Annotated in this window: 18 protein-coding genes; 11 read left to right on the top strand and 7 right to left on the bottom strand. The window is 61.1% G+C overall.

Annotated features, from left to right (window positions below):
• Nucleotides 1-127: 127 nt before the first annotated feature.
• The 5 genes from AU465_RS14745 to AU465_RS14725 all read left to right on the top strand — a co-directional run bounded on the left by AU465_RS14745 (nucleotide 128) and on the right by AU465_RS14725 (nucleotide 3,940).
• Nucleotides 128-514, top strand: a complete 387-nt coding sequence (locus AU465_RS14745; RefSeq protein WP_192248607.1) for a DUF302 domain-containing protein — start codon at nucleotides 128-130, stop codon at nucleotides 512-514.
• On the top strand, nucleotides 514-2,403 hold the full coding sequence (locus AU465_RS14740) for a heavy metal translocating P-type ATPase (protein ID WP_246506100.1): 1,890 nt from the start codon (nucleotides 514-516) through the stop codon (nucleotides 2,401-2,403). Before AU465_RS14745 ends, AU465_RS14740 begins: the two co-directional genes overlap by 1 nt.
• Nucleotides 2,400-2,849, top strand: a complete 450-nt coding sequence (gene trxC / locus AU465_RS14735) for a thioredoxin TrxC (RefSeq protein WP_192248604.1) — start codon at nucleotides 2,400-2,402, stop codon at nucleotides 2,847-2,849. Before AU465_RS14740 ends, trxC begins: the two co-directional genes overlap by 4 nt.
• An 85-nt stretch (nucleotides 2,850-2,934) precedes the next feature.
• The gene (locus AU465_RS14730) at nucleotides 2,935-3,321 is read left to right on the top strand and encodes a hypothetical protein (protein ID WP_192248601.1); all 387 of its coding nucleotides are present in this window, start codon (nucleotides 2,935-2,937) and stop codon (nucleotides 3,319-3,321) included.
• Nucleotides 3,322-3,349: 28 nt separating this feature from the next.
• Nucleotides 3,350-3,940, top strand: a complete 591-nt coding sequence (locus tag AU465_RS14725) for an NAD(P)H-dependent oxidoreductase (protein WP_192248598.1) — start codon at nucleotides 3,350-3,352, stop codon at nucleotides 3,938-3,940.
• 159 nt (nucleotides 3,941-4,099) lie between these two features.
• Here AU465_RS14725 and AU465_RS14720 read toward each other — a convergent pair whose 3' ends face one another.
• Nucleotides 4,100-4,588, bottom strand: coding sequence for a cupredoxin domain-containing protein (locus AU465_RS14720; RefSeq protein ID WP_192248595.1), 489 nt, complete (start codon nucleotides 4,586-4,588; stop codon nucleotides 4,100-4,102).
• 85 nt (nucleotides 4,589-4,673) lie between these two features.
• On the bottom strand, nucleotides 4,674-5,687 hold the full coding sequence (locus AU465_RS14715; protein WP_192248592.1) for a zinc-dependent alcohol dehydrogenase family protein: 1,014 nt from the start codon (nucleotides 5,685-5,687) through the stop codon (nucleotides 4,674-4,676).
• Nucleotides 5,688-5,818: 131 nt separating this feature from the next.
• Here AU465_RS14715 and AU465_RS14710 point away from each other — a divergent pair, with 131 nt between their 5' ends.
• The gene (locus tag AU465_RS14710) at nucleotides 5,819-6,865 is read left to right on the top strand and encodes a CBS domain-containing protein (protein WP_312891254.1); all 1,047 of its coding nucleotides are present in this window, start codon (nucleotides 5,819-5,821) and stop codon (nucleotides 6,863-6,865) included.
• 25 nt (nucleotides 6,866-6,890) lie between these two features.
• On the opposite strand, the gene AU465_RS14705 is transcribed toward AU465_RS14710, so the two are convergent.
• Nucleotides 6,891-7,586: a VIT1/CCC1 transporter family protein gene (locus tag AU465_RS14705; protein WP_192249183.1), complete on the bottom strand. Its 696-nt coding sequence runs from the start codon at nucleotides 7,584-7,586 to the stop codon at nucleotides 6,891-6,893.
• A 260-nt stretch (nucleotides 7,587-7,846) separates the two neighbouring features.
• Between AU465_RS14705 and AU465_RS14700 the strand changes: the two genes are divergently transcribed.
• Genes AU465_RS14700 through AU465_RS14690 form a run of 3 tightly spaced genes read left to right on the top strand, consistent with a single transcriptional unit; the run spans nucleotide 7,847 to nucleotide 10,891 of the window.
• Nucleotides 7,847-8,638 (top strand): FMN-binding protein, encoded by a 792-nt coding sequence (locus tag AU465_RS14700; protein WP_192248589.1) that lies wholly within the window; start codon nucleotides 7,847-7,849, stop codon nucleotides 8,636-8,638.
• 4 nt (nucleotides 8,639-8,642) lie between these two features.
• Nucleotides 8,643-9,383, top strand: coding sequence for an FAD:protein FMN transferase (locus AU465_RS14695; RefSeq protein WP_192248586.1), 741 nt, complete (start codon nucleotides 8,643-8,645; stop codon nucleotides 9,381-9,383).
• Nucleotides 9,380-10,891, top strand: coding sequence for an RnfABCDGE type electron transport complex subunit D (locus tag AU465_RS14690; protein WP_192248583.1), 1,512 nt, complete (start codon nucleotides 9,380-9,382; stop codon nucleotides 10,889-10,891). Before AU465_RS14695 ends, AU465_RS14690 begins: the two co-directional genes overlap by 4 nt.
• A 7-nt stretch (nucleotides 10,892-10,898) precedes the next feature.
• Here the strand turns inward: AU465_RS14690 and AU465_RS14685 are convergent, their stop codons facing one another.
• Genes AU465_RS14685 through AU465_RS14675 form a run of 3 tightly spaced genes read right to left on the bottom strand, consistent with a single transcriptional unit; the run spans nucleotide 10,899 to nucleotide 13,227 of the window.
• A complete protein-coding gene (locus tag AU465_RS14685) occupies nucleotides 10,899-12,239 on the bottom strand; it encodes a sensor histidine kinase (RefSeq protein WP_192248580.1) in 1,341 nt (446 codons plus the stop codon).
• Entirely contained in the window at nucleotides 12,239-12,904 is a 666-nt protein-coding gene (locus AU465_RS14680; protein WP_192248578.1) for a response regulator transcription factor, read from the bottom strand. The genes AU465_RS14685 and AU465_RS14680 overlap by 1 nt, the downstream gene beginning before the upstream one ends.
• Nucleotides 12,901-13,227, bottom strand: a complete 327-nt coding sequence (locus AU465_RS14675) for a PepSY domain-containing protein (protein WP_192248575.1) — start codon at nucleotides 13,225-13,227, stop codon at nucleotides 12,901-12,903. The genes AU465_RS14680 and AU465_RS14675 overlap by 4 nt, the downstream gene beginning before the upstream one ends.
• A 127-nt stretch (nucleotides 13,228-13,354) precedes the next feature.
• On the opposite strand from AU465_RS14675, the gene AU465_RS14670 reads away from it, so the two are divergent.
• Nucleotides 13,355-13,621 (top strand): hypothetical protein, encoded by a 267-nt coding sequence (locus AU465_RS14670; RefSeq protein WP_192248572.1) that lies wholly within the window; start codon nucleotides 13,355-13,357, stop codon nucleotides 13,619-13,621.
• 56 nt (nucleotides 13,622-13,677) lie between these two features.
• Complete coding sequence (locus tag AU465_RS14665) at nucleotides 13,678-14,145, top strand: DUF2231 domain-containing protein (RefSeq protein ID WP_192248569.1); 468 nt, start codon at nucleotides 13,678-13,680, stop codon at nucleotides 14,143-14,145.
• A gap of 110 nt (nucleotides 14,146-14,255) precedes the next feature.
• On the opposite strand, the gene mgtA is transcribed toward AU465_RS14665, so the two are convergent.
• The gene (gene mgtA / locus AU465_RS14660) at nucleotides 14,256-16,931 is read right to left on the bottom strand and encodes a magnesium-translocating P-type ATPase (RefSeq protein WP_192248566.1); all 2,676 of its coding nucleotides are present in this window, start codon (nucleotides 16,929-16,931) and stop codon (nucleotides 14,256-14,258) included.
• Between the last annotated feature and the right edge of the window lie 8 nt (nucleotides 16,932-16,939).

Below are 16,939 nucleotides of genomic sequence, written 5' to 3'. Positions count from 1 at the left end.
CTTGCCGCCACATTCACCGTAGGCGCCGAGCATTCATTGCGCTGAATCAAAGCATCATTCGTACCCTTGCGCCTAACTACAGCGAAGCTGTCCGTTCCGGCAAAGATCGCCGTCGAAGGAGAATCCGATGAGCTACTATCTCAGCAAAAGCCTCGAAATGCCGTTCGCCGCGGCGATCGAACACGTAACCAAGAAGCTTGCCGGCAAGGGCTTTGGCATACTGACAAGGATCGATGTCCAGCACACGATGAAGGTCAAGCTGGGCGTGGACTTCAAGCCATACATGATCCTTGGCGCCTGCAATCCGCATTTCGCATGGCGCGCGCTGCAGGCCGAGGACAAGATCGGCGCCATGCTGCCCTGCAACGTGATCGTGACCGAGACTGCCCCCGGTCAGGTCGAGGTAGCGGCTGTCGATCCTATGGCGGCAATGGGAGCCATCGACAACCCCCAGCTTGTCGCTACGGCAAAGGATGTTCGGCTGTTGCTGCAGGAAATGATCGGCGAACTTTGATGGCGATTGCCATGAATGAGCTCGTGCTGCGGCGCGTCTTGCTGGCCATTGCCATTCTAGGCCTTGTGCTTGGGCTGGGTGTCTGGCGAAGCGGCATTGGCTCCGTGGAACCTGATGCGATCTGGACGGCGGCGGCCCTGCCTGTTGTTATGGTTCTTGCCATTTCGATCCTGCGGGATTTCTGGATCGGTCGGATCGGCGTCGATGCTATCGCGCTCGTTTCGATGTCGGCGGCGTTGCTGCTTGGCCAGGCATTGGCGGCGGCGGTTGTCGCCATCATGTATGCCGGTGGCACAGTGCTCGAAGATCTGGCGCGCGGCCGAGCGGAGCGGAACCTCAGGGCTCTGACTGACCGCGCACCGCGTGTAGCGCATCGAAAGTCCGGGAGCGGCACCGAGACCATTCCGGTCAGTCAGGTAACGGTCGGCGACGACCTTTTGGTGCGCGCAGGCGAATTGCTGCCCGTCGACGGCATCTTGCTTGACGCTTCGGCCCTGCTCGATGAGTCGACTGTTACCGGAGAGCCCCTGCCGGAGTGGCGAAGCGCCGACGATGCCTTGCGCAGCGGCACCGTCAACGCCGGTGAGGCTTTCGTCATGCGAGCGTCCGCTGTCGCCGACAAAAGCACCTATGCCACGATCGTACGCATGGTCGCTGCCGCGCAAACCGCCAAGGCGCCGTTTATCCGCATAGCGGATCGCTTCGCTCTGCTGCTCCTTCCACTTACGCTCTTGGTCGCCGGCACTGCCTGGTATCTCTCCGATGACCCGATCCGTGCCCTCGCCGTCCTGGTGGTCGCAACACCTTGTCCGCTGATCCTCGCGGCGCCGGTTGCATTCATCGGCGGCATATCACGCGCTGCCCGCGCAGGCATCCTGATGAAGGGCAGCACAGCGCTGGAGGCACTCGCCCAGATACGCACCGCAATCTTCGACAAGACCGGTACCTTGACGATCGGCGGCGCCGAGTTGATCGAGATCGACGTCGCTCCGGGCCAGCAAGCCGATGAATTGCTGCGGTTGCTGGCTTCGCTGGAACAGGCGTCGCATCATGTCCTTGCGGACTCGATTGTCCGTATTGCTCACCGTGGAAACCTCGCGCTTTCACACCCTCATGATGTCCGCGAATATCGAGGAACAGGGCTGAAGGGTGAGGTAGACCGAGTTTCGGTCGCGGCCGGGTCGAAGTCGCTCGTCCTTGGTGATCGGCCGCTGCCTCACTGGGCGGAAGGTGGTGAAGAACGACACCGCAATGCGCAGGTGCTCAGGGTATTTCTGGCTTTCGATGGAAGGCTCGCCGGTATCTTCACTTTCGGAGATCAGATACGACAGGATGCACGCGACACCGTCGGGGCTTTGCGCTCGGCTGGCGTAAGCCGGATACTCATGCTCACCGGAGACGACAGCGCAGCGGCTGAGAGAGTATCAGATTTGCTCGATCTTGATGCTGTGATTGCCGATGCGATACCGGCAACCAAGGTGGAAACCGTCAAGGCCGAGAAGGCGACGGCGCCGACAATGATGGTCGGCGATGGCATTAACGATGCCCCTGCCCTTGCCGCTGCGACCGTGGGCATCGCGATGGGCGCTCGCGGCGGAACAGCTTCATCGGAGGCGGCGGACGTGGTCGTGCTGACCGACAGGCTGAAGCCTGTTGCGGAAGCATTGCGGATTGCCAGACGCACGCGCGGGATCGCCCTGCAGAGCATCATTGTCGGACTGACGCTGTCAGGCGCTGCCATGGTCTTGGCCGCAGCGGGGCACATAACGCCAGTGGCGGGAGCGCTGCTTCAGGAGGGCATAGACGTCGCTGTCATCCTCAATGCACTGCGTACCCTTGGCGACGGGCGTTTCGAACACAACCGAGACAGGAGAATTGAGCGATCATGACGCAGGAGAATCTGGTGGTTTGCACCCAATGCGGCGTGGTCAACCGCCTGCCGCCCAACCGAAATGGCGCCGACGCGCAATGCGGAAAGTGTGGCGCCCGACTGTTTTCGGGATCCCCACAGGATATCGACGCGGTGAACTTCGATCGTCAGATCGGGCGCGGCAGCCTACCAGTCCTCGTCGACGTCTGGGCTCCGTGGTGCGGTCCCTGCAAGATGATGGCGCCGGCCTATGAAGCCGCCGCCAAAGCGCTTGAACCCCACTTTCGGCTGATCAAGCTGAATTCCGATAAGGAGCAGGCCCTCGCTGCGAGGTTGGGCATTCGCGGCATCCCCACCATGATCCTGTTTCACCACCAGCAGGAGATCGCGCGCATCTCGGGGGCTATGAGCACCAGCCAGATCGTCAGCTGGGCTCGCGGTCATGTGCCGACAGGCACCAGCTGAGCCTCCCGCCGAATTAGGAACCGTTTGACCCTGATCAAGGTCACATCCGATCGCTGCGATAGGAATGGCCTCGAAGGAGTTCGCCATGACCACTTTGCACGACCTCACCCCCAAATTCAGGAACATCCGCCTGCTTCTCGCTCGCGAGAAAGATCATCCGGAAGGAGACCGCCAAGAAGGCTACGATGTGCTGGCGCCGCTAACCAACGAAGGACGGCTGGACGCAGAGGAATGGAAGTCGCACCGGGCGGTCTGTCGTGTCCGCCGCTTCCGTACCGGCGAAGACGATCTTGTTGGCCGCTTGCGCCGCAAGCCAGGCGGGCAATGGTATTTCGACTATGCCGAGGGCGACCGTGACGACGAGGTCGGCTTTCATCTCGGCGAGGAACGCTTCGTCACCGGCGAGTATGTCTCCATAAAGCGCAACGGAGCCATGCACACCTATCAGGTTGCCCGGGTCGAGCAGCCATAGCGCCTCTCTAAGCTGGCAGGAGCGAGCCATGTCACGCCGCATACTTGTTGTTGTCGGCCATCCCGACCCGTCTCCTGACCGGCTCTGCCGGGCCTTGGCTTCCGCATATACTGACAGCGCGGAACGCGCCGGCCATATCGTGCGCAAGATCGACCTGGCCTTGCTGGACTTTCCGATGCTTCGGACAATGCAGGAGTTCGAGCACGGGGTGATCCCCGACAGTCTTAAGGAAGCCGCAGAGGCAGTCGCCTGGGCGGAGCATTTGATGTTTATCTTCCCGCTTTGGCTGGGCACTATGCCGGCCATGCTCAAGGCATTCCTGGAACAGGTCATGCGGCCGGGTACGGCATTCGCCTACCCGAAAAAAGGTGAAGGTTTCGCAAAATCCTTGCTGCGCGGCCGATCCGCGCGCTTGGTCGTGACGATGGGCATGCCCGCGCCGGTCTACCGGATCTGGTTTTTCAGCCACGGGATTGCCGGCATGCGACGCGGCATTCTCAACTTCGTCGGCATCAAGCCGGTGCGCGAGACCTTATTCGGCATGGTCGCGAACGCGAGTGAAGCAAGGCGGGCAAAGTGGATCGGGCAAATGCGCGAGCTTGGTCAGCGAGGGTTTTGAGGGCGCTGAGCCGGATCGCGCCGGCAATTTGGATTGCTGGCGCGGCAAACAAAAGCGGGAGCCAACAATCCTGGTACAGCGCCGAAATTTCGGCACGGGCCAACCTGATAAGCTTCGAACTTGCGGCAGCCGCGGATTTCCGGCCAGAAGCCGACCAGCCTATGGATCGACAGTAAATTCGGTCCACATGCCGGCACCGTAGTGACCTGGCACGTTGCAGATCAGCAGGTATTTTCCAGCCTTGAGGTCAACCGTCAACGAACCTGATTTGCCGGGATCGAGCTCCGAAACCTCGCCCTTGTCTCCAGCCTTGTCTTCGTCGACCCGGTTCTCGGCATCAATGTAAGGAAGCGGCTTGCCCGGGTTCGCAAGGAACATCACAATCATTTCGTGAACGGTATCCTCGGAGTCATTCTTTACATTAAATGTAACCTTTCCGGCCTTCACGGCGTCGGGCAAAACCTTCATGCCCATAGTTGCCTTGGCGATATCCAGGCTTGGCGCTGCATAGGCGAGGCCTGTTGCCATCTCCGTATTCGCGCCCTTGTCCCATAGGGAGACCTGGACAAGCGATGCAGCCCAGACTGCCCCGGTACTGCTAGCCATAAGCATAGAGATGGCAAGTCCGAACGTTGACGCGGTCTTCATGGCAATCCTCCTTCAGGGCGCCAGCACAATCGCTCACATCCCGATGCATACTGGCCGCGAAGTCGTCCACGGTCCTTGCGCCAAATCAAACCGGCAGCGCCAACCATTCGTGGCGCCATGACGTCAGAACAGCGGCGCCGCTCAGCCTGCCCATCCGCAAATCGTCCAGCGCCCGGTTGGCCTGTTCCAGCGGATATGTCTTCGTATGCGTGCGCACCTGGGCTTGCTGCGCGATCGGGAAGAATTCCTCCGCGTCACGGCGGGTCAGGTTCGCGACCGACACCAATTCCCTTTCTTCCCAGAGAAGCTTGTAGGGCATCGAAGGAATGTCGCTCATGTGGATGCCGCCGCAGACCACGCGGCCGCCCTTGCGCACAGCCCGCAGCGCCGCCGGCACCAGTGCACCGATGGGTGCGAAAATGATCGCGGCGTCAAGCTCGGCGGCGGGCAGTTCATCCGAGTTTCCTGCCCACACAACACCCAACGAACGCGCGAAATCCTGAGCCTGGATATCGCCAGGCCGCGTGAAGGCGAAGATCTCGCGTCCCTGCCAGATCGCCACCTGCGTGATGATATGGGCGGCGGCGCCGAAGCCAAAGATACCCAATCGCCGGCCGTCGCCGGCCTTCTTGAGGCAGCGCCAGCCGATCAGCCCTGCACATAAGAGCGGTGCCAGCGACACCGGATCTGCGTTGGCATCGAGCTCGAAAGCGAAATGCTCGTCGGCAACGACATGGCTGGCGAAGCCGCCATCCCGCGTGTAGCCGGTGAAGAGGGGCTGATCACAGAGATTTTCGGCGCCGGAGGTGCAGTAAGGGCAGTGCCCGCAAGTGTGCCCGAGCCAAGGGACACCCACCCTCTGCCCAAGCCGGGACCGCGACACGCCTTCGCCAACAAGATCGACGACGCCAACGATTTCGTGACCCGGTACAAGCGGCAGCTTCGGCCGCGGCAGATCACCGTCCACGACATGCAGATCGGTCCGGCAGACCGCGCAAGCCTCTACCTTCAGCCTGATCTCGCCCTGTCCCGGCATGGGGTCGGGACGATCGACGAGGCTCAGAGGCGTGCCGGGCTTTTCCAGCACCATTGCCTTCATCGCGCTTCCCCATTTCTTATAAAGCGAACGGGAACCGACCCGCTTCCATTCGGCAAACGAGAATGGAAAACGCGGTAGGCTGGTGCCCGTTCCTATCGCGAGTGCCTGATCCTGACCGGTTGCAGCCGGGCATGACGACCGAAGCCATGGCCCGCCGAAACGCGGCTGCGCTTCCCGGCCGAAATCACCTCGAAATAAAGCCCCGCGCCGGCAAGATAAGCAAGGCCGAGCATCCCAGCCCAGATGGCGATAATGTCGGAGGTCATGGTCAGATTCCCCTGGTTGGTTCTGACCAAATAATTGCCGAGCCAGTTCATGCCGACCTTGATCGTGATCAATCGCGGGGAACAACTGACTCGCACGAGCTGGCGTGCAGGCAAACTGATCGCCCAGCAACGAAGCTTCGCGATCAAACTGATGCAGATCAAAGCGTAGTCGCTCCCGGCGTCCCAAAGAGTCCTGGCGGAGAGCGGGAGATAGCAATGCAAGCCCAGGACATCATGACAACGCCGGTGGTCTCAATCGATGCTTCGGCCTCGATCGCCGACGCGGCCGGCCTGATGCTCACCAAGAAAATCAGCTGCCTCCCGGTCACACGCGATGGCGCAATGGTCGGCATCATCAGCGAGGGCGACTTCCTTCGCCGTGAAGAGCTCGGCACCCAGCGCGTTCGCCCTCGCTGGCTGGAATTTGTCGTCGGCCCCGGAAACATGGCCGACGAATATGTTCGCGCAAACGGACGTCGAGCCGACGAGGTGATGACAAGTGAGGTCGTCTCGGCGCAGCCGAGTGCCTCGCTTGCCGAAATCGTCGAATTGATGTCCCACCACGACATCAAGAACGTGCCCATCGTCGAGGAAGGCAAGATCGTCGGCATCGTTACCCGAACCGACCTGCTACGCGCGCTGGCGCGCATCCTGCCCCAATCGGGTGCGACGACTGCCGATGACGAGCTCATCCGCAAGGATATCCTGGCCGAGCTTCAGGGTCATTCATGGGGCGACGGCACTTTGATCGGCGTAAAGGTCGACAAAGGCGTCGTCGAACTGAGCGGTGCCATTTTCGACGAGCGTCAGCGAAAGGCAGCAGTTGTCGCGGCGGAAAACATCAAAGGTGTCAAAGAGATCAGGGACAATCTCTTCTGCGCGGGGCCGCTGTCCGTGGTGCTTGTGTCCTGAGCGCCGGTGGCGCGAAGGGAATGACCTAACCTGCCGTTCCGAATATCGCGCCAATGCCTGCGGTCAGGGCCATCGCCAGCGCTCCCCAAAAGGTGACCCGAGCGGTAGCCTTCAGCACATTGGCGCCGCCGGCGCGCGCGCCGATCGCGCCCAGTACCGCCAAGAACAGCAGCGATGTGATCGAAACGACGGCAACGAGTCTTGAGGGCGGTGAAAGCAGCACCATCGCCAACGGCATGACCGCGCCGATTGAGAACGCCGCCGCCGATGCCAGGGCGGCCAGGACCGGTCGTGCCGCGGTTGTCTCGGAAATGCCAAGCTCGTCACGGGCATGTGCGGTTAGGGCGTCCTTGGCCATCAACTGGTCAGCCACCTGCAACGCCAATCGAGGCTCTACACCCCTATCAATGTAGATCTGGGCAAGCTCCTGTCTCTCGAACTCGGGTTGGTTCGCCAGCTCTTTTCGCTCACGTGCGAGATCTGCGTGCTCAGTATCGGCCTGGGAACTGACGGATACATATTCGCCGGCGGCCATTGACATGGCGCCGGCCACGAGGCCGGCGACGCCCGCTACCAGCACGTTGGCCGTCGTCGCATTGGCGGTTGCAACCCCAATGATCAAGCTAGCGGTCGAGACGATGCCGTCGTTGGCGCCGAGCACCGCGGCCCGTAACCAGCCGACGCGTGACACCAAATGATTTTCGGCGTGAAGACGGCTCATCTGAATGAAGGAATATTTGTCGGTTTCGTCACGGTTGCGTGTCCATATCGGCAACGTAAGAAGACAGGCTGACGCTCATTGCGCCTGGATCCGAGCAAACGCTCTGATCCAAGTCAATTGGCGGCCCTCGTTTTGCCAAACAGCACTTTTTGCAGCCGAAGCCGCGCTGACAGCCAGTTGTCAGCTAGCGCATGAGATATTGCTCCCAACACGCATGCAACGGCTCAGCCGGAGTGCGCCCGAAACTGGGAACAATGATTATGAAACAGATCGCCTTGTCTCTCTTCGTGATCGCCTCGTCTGGGGCCTATGTCTGGGATCAGGCCGGCAAACTTCCCGACAACGATCTGGTTGACACACAGGGGACCGCCAATGCTGCCGAGCAGAACATGCTGTCGCCGGCCACTCCACCCACTCCTGCTGGTCCGGCGCCGGCACCGGCGGCGACCCTGCCCCCGGCTCCCCAGCTGAATGTGCTGCGCGAGCCGGCGTCACGCAAAACCGTCGAAGCCAGGAAAGATACCGCGGCAACGATTGCGGCTGCGGCACCGCAGCCCACTCTTGCCGACAGGCAGCCGGGGGTGGCACAGACACCGCCTCCACCGCCGAAGCCAAAGGTCGAACTCCCAAGCGCAAATGCCGCCCCGCCGGAGACACCGTCATTCGCCGTGACGCCTGCCGTCTATATTCCGATCCCTCAGCCGCGGCCGGTATATCCGCAGGCAGCCGCTCGCGTCATTCACACCGGCATGAAGCTCGCAGCCCACGGCTATGCTGACGGGGTCTACACCGGCCCCGCCGCCGACGCCTACTACGGCATCATCCAGCTTCAGGCGCTCGTTCAGGGTGGCCGCCTCACGGCGCTCAAGATTCTGCGATACCCCAATGACCGCCGTACCTCGGTCAACATAAATCGACAGGCATTGCCGATGCTGCGCGATGAAGCGATCAGCGCGCAAAGCGCCGACGTGGACATCATTTCAGGCGCAACGCTGACCAGCAAGGCCTTCATCCAATCGCTTGGCGGCGCGCTGAGGAAGGCTTCTTCCTGACGCCATGCGCGAAACCCGGATTCTGATGGGAATGCCCGTCATGGTCGACATCGGCGGCGCGCCTAGCACGCTGGTCCGCTCCGTCTTCGACTATTTCGAGCAAATCGATCGCCGCTTCAGCACATACAGGGCCGATAGTGAGATTTCCGCCATCAATCGAGGCGACGTTCCAGTCAAGGATTGGAGCGGCGAGATGATGGAAGTGCTGGCGCTCGCGGAGCGAACAAGGAATGAGACGGGCGGATATTTCGACATCCACAAGGCAGACGGTTCGCTTGATCCATCCGGGATCGTCAAGGGCTGGGCAATCCGCAACGCGGCCGATATCGTTCGCAAGGCTGGCGTCAGCGATTTCTTCATCGAGGCGGGCGGCGACATTCAGTCTTGCGGCAGGAATGCGTCCGGCGGAGACTGGAGCGTAGGGATCCGCAATCCCTTCAATGCGGATGAGATTGTCAAGGTCATCTACCCGCGCGGCCGGGGCGTCGCCACCTCCGGCACCTATGCGCGCGGCCAACACATCTACAATCCCTATGGCTCCGGCGATCCCATTACCGACATCGTCAGTCTGACGGTCGTCGGATCCGATGTTCTCGAAGCCGATCGCTTCGCCACCGCGGCTTTCGCCATGGGCCGGGACGGCATCCTGTTCATCGAGCAGGCTCCCGGGCTGGAGGGGTATGTGGTCGACGTCAAGGGCCGCGCCACGCCGACAAGCGGTTTCGGAGACCTTTGCGAACCATGATCAAGGCAGTCGACCGATTCCTCGATCACCTGACCATGTACAGGCTGGTGCTCTACTATCTGATGGTTCTGCTGGGCACGGCCTTCGCCTTCTGCTTCGTCAAGCTCGTACCGCATGATCCGCTGGCGCTCGCCTTCACCACGATCCTGGCGCTCGCCGCCTGCTGGATCACCAATAGGGCGTTCGCGCTGGTCTTCGAGGTTCCGGCAAACAACGAATCCGTCTACATCACCGCTCTCATTCTGGCCCTCATCCTCGATCCGGTGGCCGTGACGGATCTCAAGGGCATTGGGGCCGTCGCTTTCGCTTCGGTTTGGGCGATCTCATCCAAATTCATCTTCGCTGTCGGCAGAAAGCACCTTTTCAATCCAGCGGCCCTCGGCGTTGCGCTGTCCGCGCTGCTGCTGGACCAGCCCGCCACCTGGTGGGTCGGTGGCAATCCGTGGCTGCTTTCCCCTGTCCTGATCGGAGGGATTCTGGTCGTCCGAAAGCTGCGCCGCCTGGACCTCGTCGTGACATTTCTGGTCGTGGCCCTGGTGACCGTTCTGGCGACAACGGAGCCAGCGCAATATGGCGGCGCCGTCAAGGAAACGCTGAGCTCGTCACCGCTACTGTTCTTCGGCTTTGTGATGCTGACCGAGCCGTTGACGGCGCCTACACAGCGCTGGCCGCGGATCGCCTTCGCCGCCATCGTCGGCTTCCTGTTCGCGCCCAACATTCATATAGGATCGTTCTATTTCACCCCGGAGCTTGCTCTTCTGGTTGGCAATCTCTTCGGCTACTCGGTGGGCCCGAAGGGGCGCCTCGTGCTGAGTTTGGAACGGATCGAGCAAACCGCCGCCGATAGCTATGACTTCATCTTCAGGCCATCGCGAAAACTCGCTTTCCAGGCCGGCCAATACCTTGAGTGGACGCTAGGCCTCGAACGTTGCGACAGCCGCGGCAACCGGCGTTATTTCACCGTTGCCTCATCGCCTACCGAGCAATCGGTGCGGCTGGGCGTCAAGTTCTATCCGCAATCGAGCGCCTTCAAGCGTGCGCTTAGCGGCATGAAGCCCGGCGCCACGATCCACGCTTCACAACTGGCCGGCGATTTCACGCTGCCATCCAATCCGAAGACCAAGATCGCTTTCCTGGCCGGCGGTATCGGCATCACGCCGTTCCGTTCGATGCTGCAATATCTCGTCGATCGCAACGAGGCGCGGCCGATCGTCGTCCTCTATGGAACAGAGGGACAAGACGACATCGCCTATCGCGACGTGCTTGGCTTGGCGAGACGCGAACTGGGCATAAGGACGTTTCATGCAGTGGCCAATGGTGCTGAGCGCGGCCAGTATCCCGGCTATATCGATGCCCGCCTGGTGCGGCTGACGATGCCCGACTATCTCGAACGGACATTCTACATCTCCGGCCCGCAGGTCATGGTTAAGTCTCTGCGCGAGAAGCTACTGGCCATGGGCGTTCGCCGTTCTAGAATTAAGGTCGATTACTTCCCTGGATTCGCCTGAACGCCGCTCAACCATGCCGGGGCAGGTAAATGGACACCGTCAGCCCGGAGTTGGCATTGGTCATCTTAAGGCGGCCGCCATAGGCTTCGACGATGTCCGAGACGATCGCCAGGCCGAGACCGCTGCCGCCACCCTTGCTGTCGAGCTGGACACCACGCGATAAGGCGGCATGCAGGCCCGCTTCGGGAATGCCCGGACCATCATCGGCGACGGCAATGACGACCTCATCGGAGCTTCTGGATGCACTCACACGGATCGCGGATTTCGCAAAACGCGCCGCATTCTCCAACAGATTGCCCAAAATCTCCGATAGGTCGCCCTCGTCGACCGGTGCCACTATTTCTTCTGCCGCGTCGATGACAAATGAGAGCTGCTTGCCCCATGGCGTGCGTTTGACCACGGCGATCACGCCGGCAGCCACCTCCCGGACGCGACACGCGGCTTTGCCAGAGACACCAGGTGCCAGGCGAGAGCGAGCCAACTCTCGCTCCACATGACGGCGAATTGCACCAGTGCTTTTCTCGATCTCGTCGGCAAGTTCGGTTTCGCCTTTCTTGCGTAAAGCCCGGATATCGGCGGATAGAACCTGGAGAGGCGTCTTGAGGCCATGGGCCAGATCGGTGGCGCGCGAGCGAGCGCGAGAGAGTGCTTTCCCCTGGGCCTCGAGCAAGCGGTTGATCTCGTCTGCGAGGGGCTGCACTTCGCTTGGGGCGGCCACATCAAGTCGGGCCGTCCGCTGCGCAATCACGTCTCTGACAGCGACTCGCAGGCCTTCCAACGGCGCCAAGCCTACGGTGATCTGGATGAAGAACGCCCCCATCAGGGCGAATGCGAGCACAATGAGCGCTGGCGCGAGGTCTCGGACGTACTCGCCTACCGACACCTCCACGTTGCGATGGTCTTCCGCCACGACGGCGCGGAAGGCCCGCCCGTCAGCATCGGTGATCGTGCGCAGGACGGCTACGGTGAGTTCGCCGCCCGGCCCCTTGAGTTCTTCCTTCCTCAGTTCACCATTCGCTGCCTGCTCCGGCAAGGCGAGCGCGGCATCCCAAAGGGAACGCGATCGAACGAGGCTGTGGGTGGCCAGATCTTCCACCTGCCAGTAGTGCCCGGACAGTGGATTGGCGAAGCGCTGGTCAGACAGCGTCGACGCGACCGACAGGCGGCCATCGGCTGCGAAACTCGTCGCGCCGATCAGCTCATTGAGGTCAACGGTCAATTCGCTGACAACCCGCCTCTCGACGTTGAGCTCAAACAGATAGCGCAGGCCAACGCCGGCGATGGCAAGAGCAATCACAATCGATATGGCCGCGGCCGACCAAAGCCTGAAGCGGATTGAATTACGCATCAGTCAGGGCCGTCCGGCACGAAATATCCGAAGCCGCGTCGCGTCTCGATGACATCACTACCGAGTTTCCGCCGTAGACGCGCAACGATGACTTCGATCGTGTTCGGGTCGCGTTCATTGTCGGAACTGTACAGATGTTCCGCGAGTTCCGTTGGCGCGACCACACGACCGGCGTGATGCATCAGGAACGCGAGGAGCCGATACTCGAGCGGTGAAAGTGCCACAGGGATGCCACGAAGCGAGATGCGCATCTGGCGCGTGTCGAGCAGCATAGGACCTGATTTCAGCACCGGCGCGGCCTGCCCGCTCGAACGGCGCAGGATGGCGCGTAGTCTCGCCAGCAGTTCCTCCATTTCAAAAGGCTTCGGAAGGTAATCGTCGGCGCCGGCGTTGATGCCTTCCACCCGCTCGGTCCACAGTCCCCGCGCCGTCAGGATCAAGACTGGAAAGCGGCGGCCATTGGCGCGCCAGCGCTTCAGCACCGTGAGGCCGTCAAGCTTCGGCAATCCCAGATCGAGAATCGCCGCATCGTAGTTCTCAACGTCGCCGGCAAACCAGGCCGCTTCGCCATCATTCACGATATCGACGGCCATGCCCGACGCCTTCAAAACCGCCGCGATGTCGGTCGCGATGCGTGGTTCGTCTTCGGCCACGAGGATCTTCATTTGCGGTCGCCTTCACCGCCCAAGACGCCACCCGCGCCGGCATCGACATCAACGATCCTGCGCCTACCATCAGCATCAACCACCTGGAACCGATAGATCCACTTGCCTCCGGCGCGAATGAGGTCGATCGCAACAATCTCACCAGGAGCCTTGGCGCGGACAATGGTCATGATATCGGCAAGGCCCTCGATTTCGCCGCGCTCATAAAGATCGCGCGCCCGATCGTGGTCATCGTCGTCGTCCTGCGCCTTAGCGGCCAGTGGCATGGCCAGCACAAGTGCGGCCACCCCCAAAGCTGCCAGGCGCATCGAGGCGGTTTTCATGGAAGAGAGCTGTCGCATGCGGAAGCTGTCAAACCGCTGTCAATCATCGTCAGCCGGCGGCAAGGACCACGTCTCTATCAAGGGCCGCCGCGCCCGATGATGGGTGCGCAGAGAAGGATACGAAACCATGCGCAATCTTCCTGTCTTGCTTGTCCCCCTTGGAGGCCTGATCGCCTTTGTCATACCCGCCGCCGCAGAATCCAGCCATCAATCATGCGCAACTGCATCCGCCACTTCTTCCGCAACAATCGACCTCGAGGCCATCCCCATGATGAGCGCCACCGGTCCCAAGTCAGTCAAAGGTGTCGGCGACGACGAATGTGGCGACAGCAGGTCCGTATCCGGCGCCGGCAGCGATCGGGAAGACGAGGAATTCGGGGACAGCGACAACTGAAAGCCGATCGAGCGTCCATCGACCAGCACTTCCAACCTTCCTGGAGAATATTTGCGATGCCTGAAATTCAGCATATCCATCCCATTCTTGTGCATTTCCCCATCGTGCTCATGTACGCGCTTGTAGTCATCGACCTTGCCGCGCTCGCCAATCGCAACGCCGTAACGACGCGCTCGGGCGTGGGGACGATTTCCAGCTTTGCCGCCGTCGCCGCAGGGCTGTTTGCCGTCGGCACCTGGTTCTTCGGCGGCATGGCCCTTGACCACGCGGAAGCCGCCGGCTTCAGCAGCGAGATAGCAGAAATCCATGAGGGCTTGGGCGAGATCAGTGCCTTGGCCTTTCTGGGTTGGGGCCTGCTCCGGCTCGTGCTGTGGGTGCGAAATCGAGAGCTGGGTACGCTGGCCCTTGCCATTCCCGCGATTGAAATAGCCGGCGCGGCGCTGGTCACCGCAACAGGCTATTACGGTGGGCAGCTGGTTTACGACCTTGGCGTGAACGTCACCAAGGCTGCGGTTGGAGGGTGACTTTTCAATGTTCGACCTCGATCCATCGCTATGCGAAAATGGCATGCCTCCGCTTGGAGACCGGTGCGAGTAGTCGTGCTCAGCGGTAGTCATCGAGCCACATCCTTGGCTCAGCCTGCAATGCGGGCCGGTCTGGCTGTGGCTCGATCCAGATGTGGGCTTGCTTTTCGTCTGTGCCTGTCTCGACTGCCATGATCGAAAAGCCGGCTCTTGGTAACCTCCGACACAATTACGTACAGCACGGTGATCGCGAGCAGTCCGGCCAGTACCGGTCCTGCCAGAGGCACAAATCCGAACCAGCTGGCGAACGGAGCGAACGGGATAGCGATGGCGATAACGGCGACGCCGAGGGTGAGGCCCGCAAGCAAATGGCTAGGATGGCTCCGCCACAGCCTCTTGTGGGTCCGCACGACTAGCACGATGGCAAGTTCGGTAAGCACGGATTCCACGAACCACGCGGTCTGAAACGTAGCTGCCGTGGCGTGAACGGCCAGAAGAAGGAACGCGAAGGTTGCAAGGTCGAACAGGGAGCTCACCAGTCCGAAGCTCACCATGAAACGCCTCACGAAGTGGATGTCCCAGTGACGCGGCCTCAGCACCTGATCGGCATCGACATTGTCCCCCGCGATCGCAAGAGCTGGGATGTCGGAGAGGAAGTTGTTCAGCAGGATCTGCTTTGCCAGCAGCGGCAGGAACGGCAGGTAGAGCGAGGCGGCGGCCATGCTGATCATGTTGCCGAAATTGGCGCTGGTCGTGATGGAGATGTATTTCATTGTGTTGGCGAACGTCTTCCGGCCATCGTCGACACCCTGCACAAGCACGCCCAGATCGCGCTTCAGCAAGATGATGTCCGCGGCCTCGCGGGCGACATCGACGGCGGTATCGACCGAAATGCCGATGTCGGCTTCATGAAGCGCTGGCGCGTCGTTGATGCCATCGCCTAGATAGCCGACCACGTGGCCGCTCCGGCGCAGTGCCTCGACAATGCGCTCTTTCTGGTTTGGGTCGATCTCGACGAAGAGATCGGTATTGCGGACGCCGGCCAGAAGCCCGTTCTTCGTCAGCTTCGACAGATCCTCGCCGGTCATGATCCTGTCGGACCGGAGGCCCACAGCCTCAGCCAAATGCGCGGCGACATAACGGTTGTCACCAGAAATGACCTTTACACCAACGCCGCGATCGGCAAGTGCTGACAGTGTTTCCCGCATCCCCTCCTTCGGTGGATCGAGAAATAGCAGGAACCCCACGAATGCCATTGCGGCTTCATTGTCGCGGCTGAAAGCCGTGTTATTCTGAAATCGCCGGATCGCCAGCCCGAGAACGCGATACCCTTGCGCGCTCCAGCGTCTGAATTTCTCGTCGATCGCGTGCCGGTCAGCCATGCCAAGGGGCGCCAAGCCGTGCGGGCCTTGCACGAAGCCACAAACCTCGATGACGTTCTGGACGGCTCCCTTGGTGATGAGGATCTGTTCGCGCGCGCTGTCCTGCACGGCGACCGACAACCGTTTGCGAATAAAATCGTAGGGGATCTCGTCGATCTTGGTGAAACCTGACAAATCCTCTTGGCCATGCGGAGCATTTGCAATTGCTTCATCCAGAGGATTCTTCAGGCCCGTTTGCAACGTCGCGTTCAGCCGTGCCCAAAGCAGAACGTCCTTCGAAGCGATGCCCTCGACATCAAACGATCCATCGAGGTGAATGACGCCCTGCGTCAGTGTTCCTGTCTTGTCGGTGCAGAGCAGGTCCATGCTGCCGAGGTTCTCGATCGCGTCGAGGCGACGCACGATGACCCCGCTGGCGGCCATTGTCCGCGCGCCTCTGGCCAGGGTGACACTGATGATTGCGGGAAGCAGTTCGGGCGTCAGGCCGACAGCGAGGGCAAGCGAAAACAGAAGGGATTCAATCAGCGGCCTGTCGAGCATCACATTGGCGAAGAACACCATGATGACGATCGCAAGCATGATCTCGGTCATCAGATATCCGAACATTCTGATGCCTCGGGCGAACTCGGTTTCCGGCATCCGTCGCTCCAAGGCTTCGGCGATCGACGCGAACTCGGTCTGCGCTCCCGTGGCGACGGCAAGCACTTTCGCCGTTCCGCTGCGGACTGAGGTGCCGGTGAAGACGGCATTGGTCCGCTGCGCGATACCAGCTTCCGCCGCCGAGCGGCCAGCGGACTTCACAACGGGAAAGGTTTCGCCAGTGAGAACGGATTCGCTGACGTTGAAATCCCGCGACTCCAGGACGACACCATCGACGGGGATGAGATTTCCTGCTGACAAGCAGACAACGTCGCCAGGAACGATGTTCTCGACGTCGACAATCCGTTCGAAGCTGTCCCGAAGCACGGTGGCCTTGCGGGAGATGCGCCGCTGCAGCGCCTCCATAGCACGAGAGGCCCCATATTCCTGAGTGAAGCTGAGGATACAGCTGGCAAGCACAATCGCGCCGATTATTGCTGCTTCATGACCCTCGCCGACGAACACCGAAACGACGGCGGCAAAGACCAGGATCAGGACCAGTGGGCTGCGAAACTGGCGCGCGAATACCGCCAATGCCGATCCGTTCGACCGAGGCGCCAGTGCGTTTCGTCCAAATTTGGCAAGCCGGATCGCTGAATCCACGCTCAGGAGTCCGGAGGTAGAGGTCTCCAGTTGTTCGACTAGCTGGTCTGTTTCAAGCGACCAGTAGGCTCGCTTGGCGATATCGGGCGCACGGCCGATCGACTGCGGCTCGCCGGGCCGGATCGCCGCCCCTTCCGTCGCATCGGCTCTACCGGTCACCATGGCCGGCC

The sequence above is a fragment of the Mesorhizobium silamurunense genome (assembly GCF_014843905.1).
GTDB classification, from domain to species: domain Bacteria; phylum Pseudomonadota; class Alphaproteobacteria; order Rhizobiales; family Rhizobiaceae; genus Mesorhizobium; species Mesorhizobium silamurunense.
This window is presented reverse-complemented; position numbering and strand designations above follow the sequence as displayed.

Coding starts and splice junctions, on each gene's coding strand:
- AU465_RS14745 (WP_192248607.1), top strand. CDS start 128: ATGAGCTACTATCTCAGCAAAAGCCTCGAAATGCCGTTCGCCGCGGCG.
- AU465_RS14740 (WP_246506100.1), top strand. CDS start 514: ATGGCGATTGCCATGAATGAGCTCGTGCTGCGGCGCGTCTTGCTGGCC.
- trxC (WP_192248604.1), top strand. CDS start 2,400: ATGACGCAGGAGAATCTGGTGGTTTGCACCCAATGCGGCGTGGTCAAC.
- AU465_RS14730 (WP_192248601.1), top strand. CDS start 2,935: ATGACCACTTTGCACGACCTCACCCCCAAATTCAGGAACATCCGCCTG.
- AU465_RS14725 (WP_192248598.1), top strand. CDS start 3,350: ATGTCACGCCGCATACTTGTTGTTGTCGGCCATCCCGACCCGTCTCCT.
- AU465_RS14720 (WP_192248595.1), bottom strand. CDS start 4,588: ATGAAGACCGCGTCAACGTTCGGACTTGCCATCTCTATGCTTATGGCT.
- AU465_RS14715 (WP_192248592.1), bottom strand. CDS start 5,687: ATGAAGGCAATGGTGCTGGAAAAGCCCGGCACGCCTCTGAGCCTCGTC.
- AU465_RS14710 (WP_312891254.1), top strand. CDS start 5,819: ATGACGACCGAAGCCATGGCCCGCCGAAACGCGGCTGCGCTTCCCGGC.
- AU465_RS14705 (WP_192249183.1), bottom strand. CDS start 7,586: ATGAGCCGTCTTCACGCCGAAAATCATTTGGTGTCACGCGTCGGCTGG.
- AU465_RS14700 (WP_192248589.1), top strand. CDS start 7,847: ATGAAACAGATCGCCTTGTCTCTCTTCGTGATCGCCTCGTCTGGGGCC.
- AU465_RS14695 (WP_192248586.1), top strand. CDS start 8,643: ATGCGCGAAACCCGGATTCTGATGGGAATGCCCGTCATGGTCGACATC.
- AU465_RS14690 (WP_192248583.1), top strand. CDS start 9,380: ATGATCAAGGCAGTCGACCGATTCCTCGATCACCTGACCATGTACAGG.
- AU465_RS14685 (WP_192248580.1), bottom strand. CDS start 12,239: ATGCGTAATTCAATCCGCTTCAGGCTTTGGTCGGCCGCGGCCATATCG.
- AU465_RS14680 (WP_192248578.1), bottom strand. CDS start 12,904: ATGAAGATCCTCGTGGCCGAAGACGAACCACGCATCGCGACCGACATC.
- AU465_RS14675 (WP_192248575.1), bottom strand. CDS start 13,227: ATGAAAACCGCCTCGATGCGCCTGGCAGCTTTGGGGGTGGCCGCACTT.
- AU465_RS14670 (WP_192248572.1), top strand. CDS start 13,355: ATGCGCAATCTTCCTGTCTTGCTTGTCCCCCTTGGAGGCCTGATCGCC.
- AU465_RS14665 (WP_192248569.1), top strand. CDS start 13,678: ATGCCTGAAATTCAGCATATCCATCCCATTCTTGTGCATTTCCCCATC.
- mgtA (WP_192248566.1), bottom strand. CDS start 16,931: ATGGTGACCGGTAGAGCCGATGCGACGGAAGGGGCGGCGATCCGGCCC.